At 69.8% G+C, this 19,244-nt stretch carries 13 protein-coding genes and 1 pseudogene; 10 read left to right on the forward strand and 4 right to left on the reverse strand.

Translation table 11 applies throughout. The features are described 5' to 3' along the window. Positions 1 to 32: 32 nt before the first annotated feature. The 7 genes from kdpB to ACIBJG_RS00515 all read left to right on the forward strand — a co-directional run bounded on the left by kdpB (position 33) and on the right by ACIBJG_RS00515 (position 8,432). Positions 33 to 2,129, forward strand: coding sequence for a potassium-transporting ATPase subunit KdpB (gene kdpB / locus ACIBJG_RS00485; protein ID WP_399302382.1), 2,097 nt, complete (start codon positions 33 to 35; stop codon positions 2,127 to 2,129). Positions 2,130 to 2,135: 6 nt separating this feature from the next. Then, positions 2,136 to 2,813, forward strand: coding sequence for a potassium-transporting ATPase subunit C (locus ACIBJG_RS00490; protein ID WP_399302384.1), 678 nt, complete (start codon positions 2,136 to 2,138; stop codon positions 2,811 to 2,813). Between the two features lie 110 nt (positions 2,814 to 2,923). Then, positions 2,924 to 3,658 carry an ABC transporter ATP-binding protein gene (locus ACIBJG_RS00495; RefSeq protein WP_399302386.1) on the forward strand — a complete coding sequence of 245 codons (735 nt, stop codon included), beginning with the start codon at positions 2,924 to 2,926 and terminating at the stop codon, positions 3,656 to 3,658. A 169-nt stretch (positions 3,659 to 3,827) separates the two neighbouring features. Continuing rightward, a complete protein-coding gene (locus ACIBJG_RS00500; RefSeq protein ID WP_399302387.1) occupies positions 3,828 to 6,371 on the forward strand; it encodes an ATP-binding protein in 2,544 nt (847 codons plus the stop codon). 107 nt (positions 6,372 to 6,478) lie between these two features. Beyond that, the gene (locus tag ACIBJG_RS00505; RefSeq protein WP_148021380.1) at positions 6,479 to 7,171 is read left to right on the forward strand and encodes a response regulator; all 693 of its coding nucleotides are present in this window, start codon (positions 6,479 to 6,481) and stop codon (positions 7,169 to 7,171) included. 85 nt (positions 7,172 to 7,256) lie between these two features. Then, a complete protein-coding gene (locus ACIBJG_RS00510) occupies positions 7,257 to 7,673 on the forward strand; it encodes an OB-fold nucleic acid binding domain-containing protein (protein WP_359085391.1) in 417 nt (138 codons plus the stop codon). A gap of 3 nt (positions 7,674 to 7,676) precedes the next feature. Next, positions 7,677 to 8,432 (forward strand): DUF3159 domain-containing protein, encoded by a 756-nt coding sequence (locus ACIBJG_RS00515; RefSeq protein WP_399302390.1) that lies wholly within the window; start codon positions 7,677 to 7,679, stop codon positions 8,430 to 8,432. Between the two features lie 76 nt (positions 8,433 to 8,508). Here ACIBJG_RS00515 and ACIBJG_RS00520 read toward each other — a convergent pair whose 3' ends face one another. Both ACIBJG_RS00520 and ACIBJG_RS00525 read right to left on the reverse strand, forming a co-directional pair. Beyond that, a complete protein-coding gene (locus tag ACIBJG_RS00520) occupies positions 8,509 to 9,186 on the reverse strand; it encodes a TrkA family potassium uptake protein (protein WP_359085389.1) in 678 nt (225 codons plus the stop codon). Next, positions 9,186 to 9,854: a TrkA family potassium uptake protein gene (locus ACIBJG_RS00525; RefSeq protein WP_026242838.1), complete on the reverse strand. Its 669-nt coding sequence runs from the start codon at positions 9,852 to 9,854 to the stop codon at positions 9,186 to 9,188. The genes ACIBJG_RS00520 and ACIBJG_RS00525 overlap by 1 nt, the downstream gene beginning before the upstream one ends. A gap of 398 nt (positions 9,855 to 10,252) precedes the next feature. Between ACIBJG_RS00525 and ACIBJG_RS00530 the strand changes: the two genes are divergently transcribed. From ACIBJG_RS00530 to ACIBJG_RS00540, 3 genes and pseudogenes are all read left to right on the forward strand, one after another. Continuing rightward, the gene (locus tag ACIBJG_RS00530; RefSeq protein ID WP_399302392.1) at positions 10,253 to 12,301 is read left to right on the forward strand and encodes an APC family permease; all 2,049 of its coding nucleotides are present in this window, start codon (positions 10,253 to 10,255) and stop codon (positions 12,299 to 12,301) included. 127 nt (positions 12,302 to 12,428) lie between these two features. Beyond that, complete coding sequence (locus tag ACIBJG_RS00535) at positions 12,429 to 13,877, forward strand: class I SAM-dependent RNA methyltransferase (protein WP_399302393.1); 1,449 nt, start codon at positions 12,429 to 12,431, stop codon at positions 13,875 to 13,877. Positions 13,878 to 15,473: 1,596 nt separating this feature from the next. Beyond that, positions 15,474 to 16,457 (forward strand): annotated as a pseudogene (locus tag ACIBJG_RS00540) (IS30 family transposase); the annotation flags it as partial. A gap of 157 nt (positions 16,458 to 16,614) precedes the next feature. Here the strand turns inward: ACIBJG_RS00540 and ACIBJG_RS00545 are convergent. Continuing rightward, positions 16,615 to 17,988 (reverse strand): tryptophanase, encoded by a 1,374-nt coding sequence (locus tag ACIBJG_RS00545; protein WP_399302395.1) that lies wholly within the window; start codon positions 17,986 to 17,988, stop codon positions 16,615 to 16,617. Next, positions 17,961 to 19,217 carry a tryptophan dimethylallyltransferase family protein gene (locus ACIBJG_RS00550; protein WP_399302397.1) on the reverse strand — a complete coding sequence of 419 codons (1,257 nt, stop codon included), beginning with the start codon at positions 19,215 to 19,217 and terminating at the stop codon, positions 17,961 to 17,963. The genes ACIBJG_RS00545 and ACIBJG_RS00550 overlap by 28 nt, the downstream gene beginning before the upstream one ends. Positions 19,218 to 19,244 lie beyond the last annotated feature (27 nt).

Below are 19,244 nucleotides of genomic sequence, written 5' to 3' on the forward strand. Positions count from 1 at the left end.
AGCAAACCGTCCGTACGAAGCAAGAGGACGCGATGTCCACAGTCGATCCGGCCCGCGCACCGCACCAGGACACTCCGGCCGGGCCCGCTTCCGAAGGGCGCGTCGGCGCCGGGCTGTTCGATCCCCGGATGCTGATCGCCTCCTTCCCCGACGCGATACGCAAGCTCGACCCACGGGTGATGGTCAAGTCGCCGGTGATGTTCGTGGTGCTGGTCGGCTCCGTGCTCACCACCGTGCTCGCGGTGCTGGATCCCACCGACTGGTTCGGCTGGGCGATCGCCGTCTGGCTGTGGTTGACGACGATCTTCGCCAACCTGGCGGAGGCGGTCGCCGAGGGCCGCGGCAAGGCCCAGGCCGACACCCTGCGCAAGGCCAAGACCGACACCGTCGCCCGCCGGATCATCGGCACGAACGAGGAGCGGATCCCCGGCACCGAGCTGCGCGTCGGCGATCTGGTCGTCTGCGAGGCGGGCGACATCATCCCGGGCGACGGAGACGTCGTCGAGGGTGTGGCCAGCGTCGACGAGTCCGCGATCACTGGCGAATCGGCCCCGGTCATCCGGGAGTCCGGTGGCGACCGCAGCGCCGTCACCGGCGGAACGAAGGTGCTCTCCGACCGCATCGTCGTCAAGATCACCACCAAGCCGGGGGAGACCTTCATCGACCGGATGATCGCCCTGGTCGAGGGCGCGGCCCGGCAGAAGACGCCCAACGAGATCGCCCTGAACATCCTCCTGGCGTCCCTCACCGTCGTCTTCCTGCTCGCCGTCGTGACCCTGCAGCCGTTCGCGATCTACGCCGGCAGCGAGCAGTCCATGATCGTGCTGGCCGCGCTGCTGGTCTGTCTGATCCCGACCACCATCGGCGCACTGCTCTCCGCGATCGGCATCGCCGGCATGGACCGTCTCGTCCAGCGCAACGTGCTCGCCATGTCCGGACGCGCCGTCGAGGCCGCCGGTGACGTCTCGACGCTGCTGCTCGACAAGACCGGCACCATCACCCTGGGCAACCGCCAGGCGGCGGAGTTCCTGCCGGTCGCCGGCGTGACGGAGGCCGAACTGGCGGACGCCGCCCAGCTCTCCTCGCTGGCCGACGAGACGCCCGAGGGCCGGTCCGTGGTGATCCTCGCCAAGGAGAAGTACGGTCTGCGCGAACGTCACCAGGGCGAGCTCGCACACGCCGAGTGGGTGGGGTTCACCGCCCAGACCCGTATGTCGGGCGTGGACGTCGACGGACACAGGGTCCGCAAGGGCGCGAGCGGATCGGTCGTCGCCTGGGTGAAGGAGCGGGGCGGCAGCGTCTCCCCGGACGCGCAGGCCCTCACCGACCGCATCTCCGCGGCCGGCGGCACCCCGCTTCTGGTGGCCCGCCAGGACGCGGAGGGCGCCCGGGTCCTGGGCGTCATCCACCTCAAGGACGTCGTCAAGGAGGGCATGCGGGAGCGGTTCGACGAACTGCGCCGGATGGGCATCCGTACGGTCATGATCACCGGCGACAACCCGCTGACCGCGAAGGCCATCGCCGAGGAGGCGGGCGTCGACGACTTCCTCGCCGAGGCCACCCCCGAGGACAAGATGGCCCTCATCAAGCGCGAGCAGGCGGGCGGCAAACTCGTCGCCATGACCGGCGACGGCACGAACGACGCCCCGGCGCTCGCCCAGGCCGACGTCGGCGTGGCCATGAACACCGGAACCTCGGCCGCCAAAGAGGCCGGGAACATGGTGGACCTGGACTCCAACCCCACCAAGCTGATCGAGATCGTGGAGATCGGCAAACAGCTGCTGATCACCCGCGGAGCGCTGACGACGTTCTCCATCGCCAACGACGTGGCGAAGTACTTCGCGATCATTCCCGCGATGTTCGCCGTGGTCTACCCGGGCCTGGACAAGCTCAACATCATGGACCTGTCCTCGCCGCGGTCCGCGATCCTGTCCGCCGTGATCTTCAACGCGCTGATCATCGTCGCGCTCGTGCCGCTCGCCCTGAAGGGCGTCCGCTACCGGCCCAGCGGCGCCGACTCGATGCTCCGGCGGAACCTCGGCGTCTACGGGCTCGGCGGCCTGATCGCCCCGTTCATCGGCATCAAGATCATCGACCTGATCATCTCCCTCATCCCCGGAATCGGCTGACCTGCCATGAACAACTCCGTAGGAAACTCCGCCCGACTGCTCTGGGCGGGACTGCGCGCCCTGCTCGTCCTCACCCTGGTCTGCGGCGTCCTCTACCCGCTCGCCGTCACCGGCGCCGCCCAGGGACTCATGCCCGGACGTGCCAACGGCTCCGAGGTCACGGCAAACGGCAAGGTCGTCGGCTCCGAACTCATCGGCCAGCGCTACGACCTGCCCCTGAAGAAGGGCCAGGAGACCGCGGCCCCCGACCTCAGGTGGTTCCAGCCCCGCCCCTCCAACGGCCTGGGCACCAACAGCGTCAACACCCAGTACTCGCTCATCCTCTCCGGCGCGACCAACCGCTCCGGCGACAACGAGGAACTCATCGACTGGGTCACCGCCGCCAAGGCCGCCGTCGTCAAGGACAACTCCGTCCCCGGCCACCCCGTCAGCCCCTCCCAGGTACCGGCCGACGCCGTCACCTCCTCCGGCTCCGGCCTCGACCCGGACATCTCACCGGCCTACGCCCAGCTCCAGGTGAACCGCGTCGCCGCACGCAACCACCTCGGCACGAAGCAGGTCGAGAAGCTCGTCGACCAGCACACCGACGGCCGCATCCTCGGCTTCGCCGGCGAACCGCGGGTCAACGTCCTCCGGCTCAACATCGCGCTGCGCGCCCTCGTGGACGGCACGGGAACGCGCTGAACGCACCGAATGCCCGGGTCCGCCGCCACCGCCGGACCCGGGCATTGCCCGGTCCTCGGTCGCATGCACATACTGGCGGCCGACGGCCGAAGGACACATGGGGGAGCGACATGACCGAGAGCACTGCCGCCACGGGCGCAGGCGGGGACGGCGGCACCGGCGTCGCCGAGCGGCCGATGGTCCGGATCGAGGACCTGCACTGCTCCTACGGCTCCGGCGCCGGAGCCGTGCACGCGCTGCGCGGGGTGTCCTTCGAGGTGCCGCGCGGTGAGCTCGTCGCACTCAAGGGGCGCTCCGGCTCCGGCAAGACGACGCTGCTCAACCTGGTCGGCGGCCTCGACACCCCCGACAGCGGCCGGATCACGGTGGACGGCACGGACCTCTCCTCGCTCGGCGAGAACGGGCTGCTGGAGCTGCGCCGCGACCGGGTCGGCTTCATCTTCCAGTCGTTCGGGCTGATCCCCATCCTGACCGCGGCGGAGAACGTCGGCGTACCCATGCGGCTGCGCAAGGCCGATCCGCGCGAGCGCGAGGAACGCGTCTCGCTGCTCCTCTCCCTGGTCGGTCTCGCCGACCACGCCGCCCAGCGCCCCGGCGAACTCTCCGGGGGCCAGCAGCAGCGCGTGGCGATCGCCCGCGCCCTCGCCAACCGGCCCGCCCTGCTGATCGCCGACGAGCCCACCGGACAGCTCGACGCGGAAACAGGCCTCGCGGTGATGGAACTGCTGCGCGCCGTCGTCCGCGGCGAGGGCGTCACCGCACTCGTCGCCACCCACGACGCACAGTTGCTCGGCCTCGCCGACCGGGTGCTGGAACTCGGCGACGGGCACATCATCGAGCACTGACGGGGCGCCGATCCCCTCCGGTCAGGGCATCAGAATTGCGTCAATACGGACCTCAACCGCACTCCACGCCCGAAATGCCGGAAATCCGAGGAGTAGTTTCGACAGTGGCTGCCGCATGGGCCGCCGTCGGTCCCGGTGGACAGAGCCGGACAGGGAAGACAATGGAGCCATGGCGCGCGGCAAACTTCGGATCTACCTCGGTGCGGCACCCGGCGTCGGCAAGACGTACGCGATGCTCTCCGAGGCGCACCGCCGGGTCGAGCGGGGCACCGACTGCGTCGTCGGCTTCGTCGAGCACCACGACCGCCCGCGCACCGAGGTCATGCTGCACGGCCTGGAACAGATCCGGCGCCATGAGATCGCGTACCGCTCAGCCGTCTTCACCGAGATGGACGTCGACGCCGTCCTGGAGCGGGCCCCGGCCGTCGCCCTGGTGGACGAACTCGCGCACACCAACGTGCCGGGCTCCCGCAACGCCAAGCGCTGGCAGGACGTCGAGGAACTCCTCCAGGCCGGCATCGACGTGGTGTCCACGGTCAACATCCAGCACCTGGAGTCCCTCGGGGACGTCGTCGAGTCCATAACCGGCGTACGCCAGCGCGAGACCGTGCCCGACGAGGTGGTCCGCCGCGCCGACCAGCTCGAACTGGTCGACATGTCGCCCCAGGCGCTGCGTCGGCGGATGGCGCACGGCAACATCTACAAGCCGGACCGGATCGACGCCTCGCTCTCCAACTACTTCCGCCCCGGCAACCTCACCGCCCTGCGCGAGCTCGCCCTGCTCTGGGTCGCCGACCGGGTCGACGAATACCTCCAGCAGTACCGCGGCGAGCACAACATCCGCACCACCTGGCAGGCCCGCGAACGCATCGTCGTCGGTCTCACCGGCGGACCCGAGGGCCGTACCCTCATCCGCCGTGCCTCCCGCATGGCGGCCAAGGGCTCCGGCAGCGAGATCCTCGCCGTCTACATCGCCCGCAGCGACGGACTGACCTCGGCCTCGCCCAAGGAGCTGACCGTCCAGCGCACCCTCGTCGAGGACCTCGGCGGCACCTTCCACCACGTCATCGGCGACGACATACCCGCCGCGCTCCTCGAATTCGCCCGGGGCGTCAACGCCACCCAGATCGTCCTCGGCTCCAGCCGCCGCAAGGCCTGGCAGTACATCTACGGACCCGGCGTCGGCGCCACCGTCGCCCGGGAGTCCGGCACCGACCTCGACGTCCACATCGTCACCCACGACGAGGTAGCCAAGGGCCGCGGCCTGCCCATGGCCCGCGGCGCCAGGCTCGGCCGGGCCCGCATCATCTGGGGCTGGCTCGTCGGCGTGGGCGGACCGGTCCTCCTCTCCCTGCTCCTCAAGGGCATGGAGAACGGCCCGGGGCTCGCCAACGACGTCCTGCTCTTCCTCTTCATGACCGTCGCCGCGGCCCTGCTCGGCGGGCTGCGGCCCGCCCTCGCGTCGGCCGCCGCGGGATCGCTGCTGCTGAACTACTGGTTCACCCCACCGACCCACACCCTGACCGTGCAGGACCCCGAGAACTTCGTCGCCATCGTGATCTTCTTCGCGGTGGCGGTCGCCGTGGCCTCCGTCGTCGACCTCGCGGCCCGGCGCACCCATCAGGCGGCCAGGCTGCGCGCCGAGTCGGAGATCCTCTCCTTCCTGGCCGGCAGCGTGCTGCGGGGCGAGACGACCCTGGCCGCGCTGCTGGACCGGGTCCGCGAGACCTTCGGCATGGAGTCCGTCGCGCTGCTGGAGCGGCAGAGCGACGTCGATCCGTGGACCTGCGCAGGCAGCGTGGGCCCGGCGCCTGTCGCCCGGCCCGAGGAGGCCGATGTGGACATGCCCGTCGGCGACCACATGGCCCTCGCCCTCTCCGGCCGGGTGCTGCCCGCCGAGGACCGCCGCGTGCTCGGTGCCTTCGCCGCCCAGGCCGCCGTCGTCCTGGACCGCCAGCGCCTGGTCGGCGAGGCCGAGGAGGCCCGCAGGCTCGCCGAGGGCAACAGGATCAGGACCGCACTGCTGGCCGCCGTGAGCCATGACCTGCGGACCCCTCTCGCGGCCATCAAGGCCGCCGTCAGCTCCCTGCGCTCCGACGACGTCGCCTGGTCCGACGACGACGAGGCCGAACTCCTCGAAGGCATCGAGAACGGCGCCGACCGCCTCGACCACCTCGTCGGCAACCTCCTCGACATGTCCCGCCTGCAGACCGGCACCGTCACCCCGCTGATCCGCGAGATCGACCTCGACGAGGTCGTGCCCATGGCCCTGGGCGGCGTCCCCGAGGACAGCGTCGAGCTGGACATCCCCGAAACGCTGCCCATGGTTGCCGTCGACCCCGGACTGCTGGAGCGGGCCGTCGCCAACATCGTCGAAAACGCCGTCAAGTACAGTCCCGACGGCGTACGCGTCACCGTGGCCGCCAGCTCCCTGGGCGCCCGGGTCGAACTCCGGGTGGCCGACGGCGGCCGGGGCGTTCCCGACGAGGCCAAGGAACGCATCTTCGAGCCCTTCCAGCGCTACGGAGACGCCCCGCGCGGTGCGGGAGTGGGCCTGGGCCTGGCGGTGGCCCGCGGTTTCGTCGAGTCCATGGGCGGCACGCTGGACGCCGAGGACACCCCCGGCGGCGGCCTCACCATGGTCCTGACCCTCAAGGCGGCCTCTGGATACGTTCCGGTCAGCCCCGACCTGCCCGCACGCGTCACCTCATGACCGCCTCACGATCCACTCACGATCCACCTCACGAACCGCCTCACGATCCGCCTCATGATCCGCGGAGAACTCGGCATGTCCACGTACAGCAGAAAGGCAGGACCGCGATGACCCGGGTGCTTGTGGTCGACGACGAGCCGCAGATCGTACGCGCCCTCGTGATCAACCTGAAGGCGCGCAAGTACGAGGTCGACGCGGCGCCCGACGGGGCCACCGCGCTCCAGCTCGCCGCCGCGCGCCACCCCGACGTCGTCGTCCTGGACCTGGGGCTGCCCGACATGGACGGCGTCGAGGTGATCAGGGGCCTGCGCGGCTGGACCCGGGTGCCCATCCTGGTGCTCTCGGCCCGTCACACCTCCGACGAGAAGGTCGAGGCACTGGACGCCGGGGCCGACGACTACGTCACCAAGCCGTTCGGCATGGACGAGCTGCTGGCCCGGCTGCGCGCCTCGGTGCGCCGCGCCGAGCCCGTCGGCCAGGACGGGGGCGACGAGGTCGTGCTCGTGGAGACCGAGGGATTCACCGTCGACCTCGCCGCCAAGAAGGTCCACCGCGAGGGGCGCGACGTGCGGCTCACCCCCACCGAGTGGCATCTGCTGGAGGTCCTGGTCCGCAACAGCGGCCGGCTGGTCAGCCAGAAGCAGCTGCTCCAGGAGGTCTGGGGGCCCTCGTACGGTACCGAGACCAACTATCTGCGGGTCTACATGGCCCAGCTGAGGCGCAAGCTGGAGGCCGACCCCTCGCACCCCCGGCACTTCGTCACCGAGCCCGGTATGGGCTACCGCTTCGAGCGCGCCTGAGGGCCCGAGGACGGCCCCCGTGTAACCCGTTCGAGTGAGACGGCGGCCACCCTCCAGGACCTCCGGAGACCGGTACCCTTCGGGTATGAGTGCCGTACCCCGATTCGAGAAGACCCAGAAGGCCGAGCGGCCGTCCGGGCGCTTCCGGCGCATGCTCGACCGGCTCTCCAGCTCCCAGGAGGACCTGGAGTGCGAGGAGCTGGAGGAGGACTCGCAGGCATCGGGATGCACCCGGATCTCCGAGTGCACCGACCGCCAGATCGTGAAGGTCACTGGTACCTTGCGGACGGTCACCCTGCGACCGCGCGCCGGAGTGCCCGCCCTGGAGGCGGAGCTCTTCGACGGCACCGCGCCGCTCGACGTGGTCTGGCTCGGCCGCCGCTCCATCGTGGGCATCGAACCGGGCCGCAAGCTCATCGCCTCCGGCCGCATCGCCATGAGCCACGGGCGCCGGGTGCTGTTCAACCCCAAATACGAACTCCGACCGCTCGGCAAGGAGTAGCCGGTGACGTCTCTCGACAAGCCGACGTCCGATACGGACCGCACCACAGACCAGCAGGAGGCCGACGCCAAGGCGGTCACCGAGGCCGCGCTCTTCGAGGCCTTCGGCGGCATCCGGGGCATGGTGGAGACGGTCCTGCCCGGACTGCTCTTCGTCACGATCTTCACCATCGACAAGAACCTCACGAACTCGGCCATCGCGGCCGTCGCGGTGTCGCTGGTGCTCGTGGCCGTCCGGCTGATCCGCAGGGACACCGTCAAGCACGCCTTCAGCGGCGTCTTCGGTGTGGCCTTCGGTGTCGTCTTCGCGAAGATGACCGGCAACGCCAAGGACTTCTACCTCCCGGGCATGATCTACACGCTCGGACTGGCCCTGGCCTACCTCGTCACCACGGTCGCGGGCCTCCCGCTGATCGGACTGATCCTGGGCCCGGTGTTCAAGGAGAACCTCTCCTGGCGCACCCGGAACCCCGGCCGTAAGAAGGCCTACGCCAAGGCCAGCTACGCCTGGGGACTGATCCTGCTCGCCAAGTGCGCGATCCTCTTCCCGCTGTACTGGTGGGCCGACACCACCCAGTTCGGGTGGGTCCTGATCGCCCTGAAGATCCCGCCGTTCCTGCTGGCGGTCTACCTCACCTGGGTCTTCCTCGCCAAGGCGCCGCCGCCCATCGACGTCTTCGCCGAGATGGAGGCCGAGGAGCAGGCCGAGAAGGCCCGTAAGGCGGCCGCCGCCGAAGCGGCCCGCGGCCAGGACTTCTGAGCCACGCACCGGATGTGAGAGGGGCCTGTCACCGCCACCGGCGGTAACAGGCCCCTCGTGCGTGGAGCGTCGCTGCTCAGCTCTCCGGGTCGCCCCGGCGCACCGACAGCAGGTCCTCCAGCTGCTCCTCGCGCGCCTGGGCGGCCACGAACAGCAACTCGTCCCCGGCCTCCAGGGTCTCCTCGGTGCTCGGCGTGAGCACGCGCTGCCCGCGGATGATCGTGACCAGCGAGGTGTCCTCGGGCCAGGCGACCTCCCCGACCTGCGTGCCCGCCAGCGCCGACTCCGGCGGCAGCGTCAGCTCGACCAGGTTGGCGTCGCCGTGGCTGAAGCGCAGCAGTCGGACCAGATCGCCGACGCTCACCGCCTCCTCGACCAGGGCCGACATCAGACGCGGCGTGGAGACCGCCACGTCGACGCCCCAGGACTCGTTGAAGAGCCACTCGTTCTTCGGGTTGTTCACCCGGGCGACGACACGCGGCACGCCGTACTCCGTCTTCGCGAGCAGCGAGACGACCAGGTTCACCTTGTCGTCGCCGGTCGCCGCGATCACGACGTTGCACCGCTGCAGCGCCGCCTCGTCCAGCGAGGTGATCTCGCAGGCGTCCGCCAGCAGCCACTCGGCCATCGGCACCCGTTCCACCGAGATGGCGGTCGGCGCCTTGTCGACGAGCAGCACCTCGTGCCCGTTCTCCAGCAACTCGCCCGCGATGGAACGGCCCACCGCGCCGGCCCCGGCAATCGCGACACGCATCAGTGACCGCCCTCCTCGGGGCCCTCGGCGAAGGCCGCCTCGACCTTCGCGATCTCGTCCGTACGCATCATCACGTGGACGAGGTCGCCCTCCTGCAGCACCGTCTGCGACGACGGCAGTATGGCTTCGCCCAACCGGGTGAGGAAGGCCACGCGCACGCCCGTCTCCTCCTGGAGGGTGCTGATCTTGTGGCCGATCCAGGACGGCGTGGTGTGCACCTCGGCGAGCTGCACCCCACCACTCGGATCCCGCCACAGCGGCTCGGCGCCCGAGGGCAGCAGCCGGCGCAGCATCTGGTCCGCGGTCCAGCGCACGGTGGCGACCGTGGGGATGCCGAGGCGCTGGTACACCTCGGCACGACGGGGGTCGTAGATCCTGGCCGCGACGTTCTCGATGCCGAACATCTCGCGCGCCACGCGGGCCGCGATGATGTTCGAGTTGTCGCCGCTGCTCACCGCGGCGAACGCGCCGGCTTCCTCGATACCCGCCTCGCGAAGGGTGTCCTGGTCGAAACCGACCCCCGTGACGCGACGGCCGCCGAAGCCGGATCCGAGGCGCCGGAACGCCGTGGGGTCCTGGTCGATGACGGCGACCGTGTGCCCCTGCTGCTCCAGGGTCTGCGCGAGAGCGGCCCCCACTCGCCCGCAGCCCATGATGACGATGTGCACCTTGCGCCTACCTCGCAGTCCTGATCGTCCGGCTGACCTGCGAAAACACCCTGCTCACACTCATTTCTCGGCTGGCCGGGCAAACAATGGGGCAACGGTTCGTCCCGTTGCCCAGGATGAGCTTAAGCGGCGCCGGGTGCGTTGCCTCATTCGAGTGTGCTCATCCCGTGGGCACTGTGGCAAAGGCGACGTCCCCCAAAGTGTTCGGGCAGGCCTTCGAAGAACGTTCGACGAGTGTTCGGAGGGCGTTCGGAGTGCGATTGAGGGGCTTTTGAGAGGCCGCAGGTGCAAGGATTCCGTTAAGGATTTCGTGGCCTTTCCGGCCGAGTGCAGGAGATTGCGGGGCCACGGGGGTGGTGCGTGGGCTGCTCCCATACGGAACCCTTACGATCCTCAGCGTGTCCAAACTGACCGACGTGCCCAAACGGATCCTGATCGGCCGGGCTCTGCGCAGCGACAAACTGGGGGAGACGCTTCTCCCCAAGCGCATCGCCCTCCCCGTCTTCGCGTCCGACCCGCTGTCCTCGGTGGCGTACGCACCCGGGGAAGTCCTCCTGGTGCTGTCCATCGCGGGCGTGTCGGCGTACCACTTCAGCCCGTGGATCGCGGTCGCCGTCGTGGTCCTGATGTTCACCGTCGTCGCCTCGTACCGCCAGAACGTGCACGCGTACCCGAGCGGCGGCGGCGACTACGAGGTCGCCACCACCAACCTCGGCCCGAAGGCCGGACTGACCGTGGCCAGCGCCCTGCTGGTCGACTACGTCCTGACCGTCGCGGTCTCCATCGCCTCCGGGGTGGAGAACCTCGGCTCCGCGATCCCGTTCGTCGTCGAGCACAAGACGGCCTGCGCCGTCGCCGCCATCGTGCTGCTGACCCTGATGAACCTGCGCGGCGTCAAGGAGTCCGGCAAGCTCTTCGCGATCCCGACGTACCTCTTCGTGGCCGGCGTGTTCATCATGATCATCTGGGGCGCGTTCCGCGGACTGGTGCTCGGCGACACCATGCACGCCCCGACCTCCGACTACACGATCAAGGCCGAGCACGGGGGCCTGGCGGGTTTCGCCCTGGTCTTCCTGCTGCTGCGCGCGTTCTCCTCCGGCTGTGCGGCCCTCACCGGTGTCGAGGCCATCAGCAACGGCGTGCCGGCCTTCCGCAAGCCCAAGAGCAAGAACGCCGCCACCACCCTCGCGGCGATGGGCCTGCTGGCCGTCACCATGTTCTGCGGCATCATCGGGCTGGCCATGGCCACCGACGTCAAGATGGCCGAGAACCCGGCGAAGGACCTGATCAACAATGGCTCCCCGGTCGGCTCGTCCTTCGTCCAGGACCCGGTGATCTCCCAGGTCGCCGCCGCGGTCTTCGGCGACGGGACGTTCTTCTTCGTGATCCTCGCCGCGGCCACCGCCCTCGTCCTCTTCCTGGCCGCCAACACCGCGTACAACGGCTTCCCGCTGCTCGGCTCGATCCTGGCCCAGGACCGCTATCTGCCGCGCCAGCTGCACACCCGCGGCGACCGGCTCGCCTTCTCCAACGGCATCGTGCTGCTGGCCGGCGCCGCGATCCTGCTGGTCGTCATCTACGGGGCCGACTCGACCCGGCTGATCCAGCTCTACATCGTCGGCGTGTTCGTCTCCTTCACGCTCAGCCAGACCGGCATGGTCCGGCACTGGAACCGGCACCTGCGCGCCGAGAAGGACCCGCTCAAGCGCCGCCACATGATCCGCTCCCGCGCGATCAACACCTTCGGCGCCTTCTTCACCGGCCTGGTGCTCGTCGTCGTCCTCGCCACCAAGTTCACCCACGGCGCCTGGGTCGCGCTGCTCGGCATGGTGATCTTCTACGGCACGATGACCGCGATCCGTAAGCACTACGACCGGGTCGCCGCGGAGATCGCCGCCGACGAGACCCCGTCCGACGAGACCGTCCGGCCCTCCCGGGTCCACTCGATCGTCCTGGTCTCCAAGCTCCACCGTCCGACGCTGCGCGCACTCGCGTACGCGAAGCTGATCCGCACGGACCACCTGGAGGCGCTCTCCATCAGCGTCGACCCGGCCGAGACGAAGGCGCTGAAGGAGGACTGGGAGCGGCGCGGCATCAACGTCCCGCTGAAGATCCTCGACTCGCCCTACCGCGAGGTGACCCGCCCGGTCATCGAGTACGTCAAGGGCCTGCGCCGGGAGAGCCCGCGCGACGTCGTGAGCGTCTACATCCCGGAGTACGTCGTCGGCCACTGGTACGAGCACCTGCTGCACAACCAGAGCGCCCTCAGGCTCAAGGGCCGGCTGCTCTTCACCCCGGGTGTGATGGTCACCTCCGTCCCCTATCAGCTGGAGTCCTCCGAGGCGGCCAAGAAGCGTGCCCGCAAGCGCGCGGACTGGAGCGCTCCGGGCTCGGTGCGACGCGGCCCCGTGGAGCGCAAACACAAGGAGCCGACGCAGAAGGGCTGACCCGCGGCATCCTCTGCTCCTGGTAAGCGGCGGGACGACACCCACGTAGACTCGTAGGTTGTTGTCCGGCCGCTTTTCCTTTTGCGCCGTTGTCTTGATCACCTTCTCTCTCTGGAGCCACCCCCTCATGCAGAACGAATCCACTTCGCCGCAGACCGGGGAATCGCAGGCCGAGGAGACGCAAGCCGACGGGACGCAGGCCGACGGGACGCAAGCCGACGGGACGCAGGCCGAGGAGGCGCAGGCCGAGGAGGCGCAGGCCGGGGACTCGCTCGTGGGGCAGGAGTGCGAGGTCGAGGTCGGCCCGGTTGCCCACGGCGGCCACTGCATCGCCCGCACCGCCGAGGGCCAGGTCCTGTTCGTACGCCACGCGCTGCCCGGCGAGAAGGTCGTCGCCAAGGTCACCGACGGCGCCACCGACTCCCGCTTCCTGCGCGCCGACGCGGTGCGGATCATCGAGGAGTCCAAGGACCGGGTGAAGGCCCCGTGCCCGTTCGCCGGCCCCGGCAAGTGCGGCGGCTGCGACTGGCAGCACGCGAAGCCCGGCGCCCAGCGACGGCTCAAGGGCGAAGTGATCGCCGAGCAGCTCCAGCGGCTCGCGGGCCTCACCCCCGAGGAGGCGGGCTGGGACGGCACCGTCATGCCGGCCGAGGGCGACAAGCTCCCGCCGGGCGAGGTGCCCGCCTGGCGCACCCGCGTCCAGTACGCCATCGACGAGGACGGCCGCGTCGGCCTGCGCAAGCACCGCTCGCACGACATCGAGATCATCGATCAGTGCCTGATCGCCGCCCCCGGCGTCTCCGAGCTCGGCATCGAGAAGCAGGACTGGCCCCAGATGGCCACGGTGGAGGCCATCGCCGCCACCGGCTCCAACGACCGCCAGGTCATCCTCACCCCGCGCGAGGGCGGCCGCCTCCCGCTGGTCGAGCTCGACAAGCCCGTCTCGGTCCTGCGCGTCGACGAACGCGACGGCGGAGTCCACCGCGTCCACGGCCGCGGCTTCGTCCGCGAGCGCGCCGACGACCGCACCTACCGCGTCGGCTCCGGCGGCTTCTGGCAGGTCCACCCGCAGGCCGCGGACACTCTCGTCCGCGCTGTGATGCAGGGCCTGCTGCCCCGCAAGAACGACATGGCGCTCGACCTCTACTGCGGTGTCGGCCTGTTCGCCGGCGCCATCGGCCAGCGCATCGGCGAGAAGGGCGCGGTGCTCGGCATCGAGTCCGGCAAGCGCGCGGTCGAGGACGCCCGCCACAACCTCAAGGACCTGGAGCGGGTCCGCATCGAGCACGGCAAGGTCGACCAGATCCTGCCCCGCACGGGCATCACCGAGTGCGACCTGATCGTCCTGGACCCGCCGCGCGCGGGAGCCGGCAAGCAGGTCGTCAAGCGCCTCTCGACCCTCGGGGCACGCAAGATCGCGTACGTGGCCTGCGACCCGGCGGCGCTGGCGCGGGACCTGGCGTACTTCGCGGAGGGCGGCTACAAGGTGCGGACGCTGCGGGCGTTCGATCTGTTTCCGATGACGCACCATGTGGAGTGCGTCGCGATCCTTGAACCGGTCGCGAAGGGTGCCTGACCTGCGGGTTTGGTTGATGTGCGTTATGCGCGCTGTGGGCGTTACGGGCGATATCTTGACGCTGAAATGACGCTCTGCGGGGTGTCTTGACGCTCGCCTGCCGCTCGTTCTGATGGGCCATCAGGTGCATTGCACCGCTGGTCAGGCGGCCTCCTGACTGTGCGGGAGGGGCAACGTGCCGGAAATTTCGTGGTGCTGAGCGGTCCCACTCAGCCACCTGTGCAGAGTGCCAGTAGGTTCTTCGTCTGCCGGTGGTAGACAGCGTCCACCGCTTCTGAAATGCAGAAACGACTGGAAGTGCTAGGCGGGCCCGGCCGCCCGGCCCACGCACGGCACGCACGGCACGGTCGGCCTGGCGGACGGGACGGAGGCCGAGACCAACCAACTCCCCGCTGCCCAGCGGCCTGCGCTGGGGCGGGCCGTCGCTGGCGTGCTGGGAGCACCCTGCCGGGCGGCCGCCGCCGCCGCGTCGCCACCGTGGTGATCGCCGAGGTAGTGGTGGGCGCCACGCTGCACCGGACTCTGTGGTTCGTGCGGCTGCGCGAGGACCTCCTCCCGCTCTCGGACAGGTGGAGGGGGCGCCACGGTGAATGTGCTGCCCTTTTTCTCTTCTTGCGATCGAAGGACTGTGCGCGGGGCCGCGTCTGCGAAACGAAGGCCGAGCCCCGGTTAGCCGGCCGGATCGGCCTCCGGCCGCAGCTGCTGCAGCTCCGTAATGGCTTTGGATCGCCGGTCGTTCGCCTTCTTGCCCGCGCGTCGCCGACCGATCTTCCGGTACTTCTCGACCTGCTCGGTGGAAGACCAGTCGTTGGTGATCTCCTTGATCTTCCCCGGCCGAGTACCCGAGCCGGCCGAGGTCGGTGGGGACGCCGGCGCGCAGCCCGTGCGACGTCACGTCGCCGGCCACGTCCAGCTTCACGCGCCGCGCCAGGTGCTTGACCGCCTCGTTGACGGCGTGCGGCGTCATGCCCCACGCCTTTTTGCTCACCGGCCCGATGGTGCCCCACTGGTCCACCCGACGCAGCAGCGGCAGGTGCGGCGCGCGCTGGCCATGCTCCTGCAGAGCGGTGATCCACCGGTGCAGCGCGGACACCGCTTTCGGTTCGTCGATTTCGTACTCGCGGCCGGCGTCGGTCTTGTCGTTCTTCGACGTCCACTTCCGTACGACCGCCAGTTCGTCGCTGACGAACTCCACGCTGGCGATGCTGAACTTGGCCAGCTCCGAGCGACGCCCGCGGCAGTAGTAGCCCGGGTAGCAGATGACCTCGTCGCGCAGCCCGCCCAGGGTGTCTGGGCAGCCGTCGACCATCTGGATGAGGCGATCCATGTCGATGGGCGGAGCCGACCGCGGGCTTCGGCCGCTCTCCGCCTGCTCGTGCCGGGCGTCGGCGTAGATCTTCAGGGCCTTCGCGGTGGGCGGCCACTTCTCGTGCCCGGCCCGGGCGTTCATGTCGACGATGGCCGCGATCGACAGCCGGATCGTGTCGTGCCCGATCTGCTTCCGGCGGAGTTGAGAGACGTACGAGACGAGGTTCACCTCCGTGGTGCGCGGCCCCGGTTTACGGCCGCGGGCGACGCACCAGCCCTGGCCCGTCCCGCTACCTGCGTGAGGCCGATCGCATCCACATAGCCGACCGGCTGCGGGAGAAGGCCACGGTCCGCGCGATCGCCGCCGAGCTGGGCCGCAGCCCGTCCACCATCAGCCGCGAGATACGCCGCAACCGGCACCTGGGCAACGACCAGTACCGGCCGCACGCCGCCCAGGCCCGCGCCGGTACCCGCCGGCCCCGCCCCAAGACGGGGAAGATCGGCCAGAACCCCGAACTGCGGGACTTCATCCAGGACCACCTGACCCTGCGCTGGAGCCCCGAGCAGATCTGCAACGCTCTTCGCACACGGTTCCCCGACCGCCCGGAGATGCACGTGACCCACGAGACGGTCTACCAGGCCCTCTACGTCCAAGGACGCGGCGAACTACGACGCGAGCTCACCCAGGCCCTGCGGACCGGCCGCGCCCGTCGCCGCCCTCACCGCCAGGCAGCCAAGCGCCAGCCCCGGTTCACGACCCCGATGGTCATGATCAGCGACCGTCCGGCAGAGGCCGACGACCGGGCCGTCCCCGGCCACTGGGAAGGAGACCTCATCATCGGCAAGAACAGCGGATCAGCGATCGGCACCCTGGTCGAACGCAGCACCCGCTACCTGATGCTGGTCCACCTGCCCGGCGACCACAGCGCCGAAAGCCTCCGCGACGCCCTGACCGACACCGTGAAATCCCTGCCGCCACACCTGCTACGGTCCCTCACCTGGGACCAGGGCTCCGAGATGGCCGCCCACCACGCCTTCAGCATCGCCACTGACATCCCGGTCTACTTCTGCAACCCCGGCAGCCCCTGGCAACGCGGCTCGAACGAGAACACCAACGGCCTGCTCCGCCAGCACTTCCCCAAGGGCACCAACCTCGCCACCCACAGCCGCGAGCATCTCGACACCGTCGCCGCCGAACTCAACAGCCGCCCACGCAAAACGCTCGGCTGGGAAACCCCAGCCGAGCGCCTGTCTAAACTGCTCGCGGCCTGATCAACCGACCACGTGTTGCAACGACCCCTCGAATTCGCCACCAGGGTGGGGCCTTCCCGTGGCCGCCGCGCTGTCGCTGGACCGGTACAGCCGAAGTTCTGCACTGCTTCAGGATCTTGATGGCTGGGCTCGTGTCGTAACGAACGAAGAGTGCTGATCAGTCGCCGGACTTCACGGGCTCCAGCTTGATGCTGAAGTGTCGGAGGATCGGGGACTGGCCCGTAACCCGGTAGCCATGGACCGATTCAGGATTCTTCGCGATATCTGCCAGGGTGGCGGCAACGTGGTCGTAGTGGCTGCGGGTGTAGACCCGTCGGGGGAGAGCCAGCCGTACAAGTTCGTAGGGCGCCGTCTTGACAGGGTTGCCGTTCTCGTCCTCTTCACCGAGGTACAGCGACCCCAGCTCTGCCGAGCGGATGCCTCCGCGCAGGTAGAGCTCGCAGACGAGTGCGGTGCCGGGGTACTGGTGCGCGGGGATGTGGGGCAGGAGGCGCCCGGCGTTGACGTAGAGGGCGTGCAGACCGGCGGGTTCCACGATGTCGACGCCGGCCTCGCGGATGCGCGCGGCGAGATGGGCGGCTATGTCGGCACGCTCGGCGAGGTAGGCCGGCTCGGTCACTTCGAGGAGGCCGCGGGCCATCATCTCGAGGTCACGTCCGGACAGACCGCCGTAGGTGGTGAATCCTTCGGTGGCGATGAGCAGACCGCCGCACCGCTCGGCGAGTTCGGCGTCCTTCAGGCCGATGAAGCCGCCGATGTGGACGATCCCGTCCTTCTTCGCGCTCATGACGCAGCCGTCGGCGAGGCGGAAGGCTTCCTCGGCGACCTGGCGCGGGGTGCGGTCGGCGTAGCCGGGCTCGCGCTGGGTCACCAGCCAGGCGTTCTCCGCGAACCGGGCCGCGTCGAGGATCATCGGCACGTGGTGACGGCGGCACAGTTCGGCGGTGCGGTGCAGGTTCTCCATGCTGACCGGCTGGCCCCCGCCACCGTTGTTGGTGATGGTCATCAGCACGGCCGCAACGGGCGTCCGGTCCGCGTTCTCCAGGGCCTGTTCGAGGGCGATCAGGTCGATGTTGCCCTTGAACGGAAAGTCGCTGTCGAGGTCCTTCGCCTCGGCGCAGGGCAGGTCGTACGCCGTGCAGCCGGTCAGTTCGACGTTGGCGCGGGTGGTGTCGAAGTGCGTGTTGGACAGCACACTCGTGCCAGGCCGCAGGAGCGAGGAGAAGAGGATGCGCTCGGCCGCGCGGCCCTGGTGGGCCGGCAGGATGTGGGGGTAGCCGGTGAGTTCGGAGACGACCTCGTGCCACCGGTAGAAGGAGCGGCTGCCGGCGTAGGACTCGTCGCCCTGCATTCCGGCGGCGAGCTGGTCTGCGGAGATGGCACCGGTCCCGGAGTCGCTCAACAGGTCGATGGTGACTTCGTCGGCCCGCAGCTCGAAGGGGTTGTAGGCGACCCGCTTCAGTGCGGCCTCGCGCTCCTCCCGGGTGGTGAAAGCAAGAGGTTCTACGACCTTGATGCGGTAGGGCTCCACGTGACTTCCTTCTGTGCGGTGTGCGGGTTGATGTGGCCGATGGACTGGTGACCGAGGTCCAGGACGCTCTGGGAGCGTTGCGCAGGCATCGAGGTACCCCGCGGGTACTGCTCCTGCGGTGGCCGGACGCGGTAGGCCTCGGAACTCAGGTAGGCGGTGAGCCGGGGCGGCCGGTTGCGCTCGTACACGAGGGCCAGGTAGGCGATCAGCCCCACGCCGTCGGCGAGGGTCCGCTGTGTGAGCGCATCCAGGCTTCGGTTCAGGACGGTGGGGTCCAGGCCGGCCCGGGTCAGCAGGGCTGTGGCGCGAGCGAGGGTCTCCTCGTCGTCGCGCACGTAGTCGCGAACGGGAATGTGGAGCGTGAAGCCGCTCGGGTTGCTGTCGCCTTCGGTGAAGGAGTGGCAGGTGAGCGCCGGCCGCCGCACCAGCCGCAGGGTGTCGTTTCCGCCGCGCCCGGACGGCGCGAGGGAGCCCGCGGCCGCGTGGAAGAAGTGGCGGATGTCGGCCGCTGTGGCTCCGGAGGTACGGCTGAGCGCGCAGGCGTCATCGGCTGACATACGCGGGTGTCTCACGTAGACCTTGACGCGGGGGGACGTCCAGGCGCCCAGGTCCAGGGCGAGGAACGGATAGCCGGCTGCCGGGGGCAGTTGCTCGAAGGCCTGGTCGTAGCCGAGCCGCCGCAGTGCCTCGCGCACGGTGCGGGCCGCGTTCTCCGGGCCGGAGGCGGAGGGGTTCAGGTAGACCTTGACCCCTGGGACCCCTCCGGCGCGCAGATCGAGCGCATACCACAGGGCCAGGGGGCCCTGGGCCGCAGCGGGGAAGAACAGGTCGGCGAGGGCGTCGAGCTGGTCGGTGGCGAAGCCCCAGCGGGCGCCCATTGCGCGGATGGCCGCAAGCCCGGCGCGGCCGCTGTCGACCATGTCGCTGTGGGCCCACCCGGGATCCACGAGCACGCGCAGGGCCGGGGTGGCGTCCGCAGCGCCGGCGAGGGAGAACTCGACGGGGGTGTGGTCATCGGAGAGGAAGGTGGGCGAGGCCGGCGGCAGGGACAGCGGCCGGTGGGCGGCGCCTGCGAGGGAGTCGGTCAGGACCTGTCCGTACAGCTCGGTGTCCGCCTCGCTCAGGCCCACCGTGGCGCCCAGGCGCCGCAGTTGACCGAGTACGTGGTCGCCGAGCGTCGTCTCACCGGGGCTGGTTACCGGTATGCCGGGGCCCGGGCGGGAGGTCATCGTGTGCCTCGCACGTCGTGGCGCGTA

Source organism: Streptomyces sp. NPDC050422, assembly GCF_044458665.1.
Classification (GTDB): Bacteria; Actinomycetota; Actinomycetes; order Streptomycetales; family Streptomycetaceae; genus Streptomyces.

What these genes read in the sequence shown, in the direction of transcription:
- kdpB (WP_399302382.1), top strand. Translation starts at nt 33, where the DNA reads ATGTCCACAGTCGATCCGGCCCGCGCACCGCACCAGGACACTCCGGCC.
- ACIBJG_RS00490 (WP_399302384.1), top strand. Translation starts at nt 2,136, where the DNA reads ATGAACAACTCCGTAGGAAACTCCGCCCGACTGCTCTGGGCGGGACTG.
- ACIBJG_RS00495 (WP_399302386.1), top strand. Translation starts at nt 2,924, where the DNA reads ATGACCGAGAGCACTGCCGCCACGGGCGCAGGCGGGGACGGCGGCACC.
- ACIBJG_RS00500 (WP_399302387.1), top strand. Translation starts at nt 3,828, where the DNA reads ATGGCGCGCGGCAAACTTCGGATCTACCTCGGTGCGGCACCCGGCGTC.
- ACIBJG_RS00505 (WP_148021380.1), top strand. Translation starts at nt 6,479, where the DNA reads ATGACCCGGGTGCTTGTGGTCGACGACGAGCCGCAGATCGTACGCGCC.
- ACIBJG_RS00510 (WP_359085391.1), top strand. Translation starts at nt 7,257, where the DNA reads ATGAGTGCCGTACCCCGATTCGAGAAGACCCAGAAGGCCGAGCGGCCG.
- ACIBJG_RS00520 (WP_359085389.1), bottom strand. Translation starts at nt 9,186, where the DNA reads ATGCGTGTCGCGATTGCCGGGGCCGGCGCGGTGGGCCGTTCCATCGCG.
- ACIBJG_RS00535 (WP_399302393.1), top strand. Translation starts at nt 12,429, where the DNA reads ATGCAGAACGAATCCACTTCGCCGCAGACCGGGGAATCGCAGGCCGAG.
- ACIBJG_RS00550 (WP_399302397.1), bottom strand. Translation starts at nt 19,217, where the DNA reads ATGACCTCCCGCCCGGGCCCCGGCATACCGGTAACCAGCCCCGGTGAG.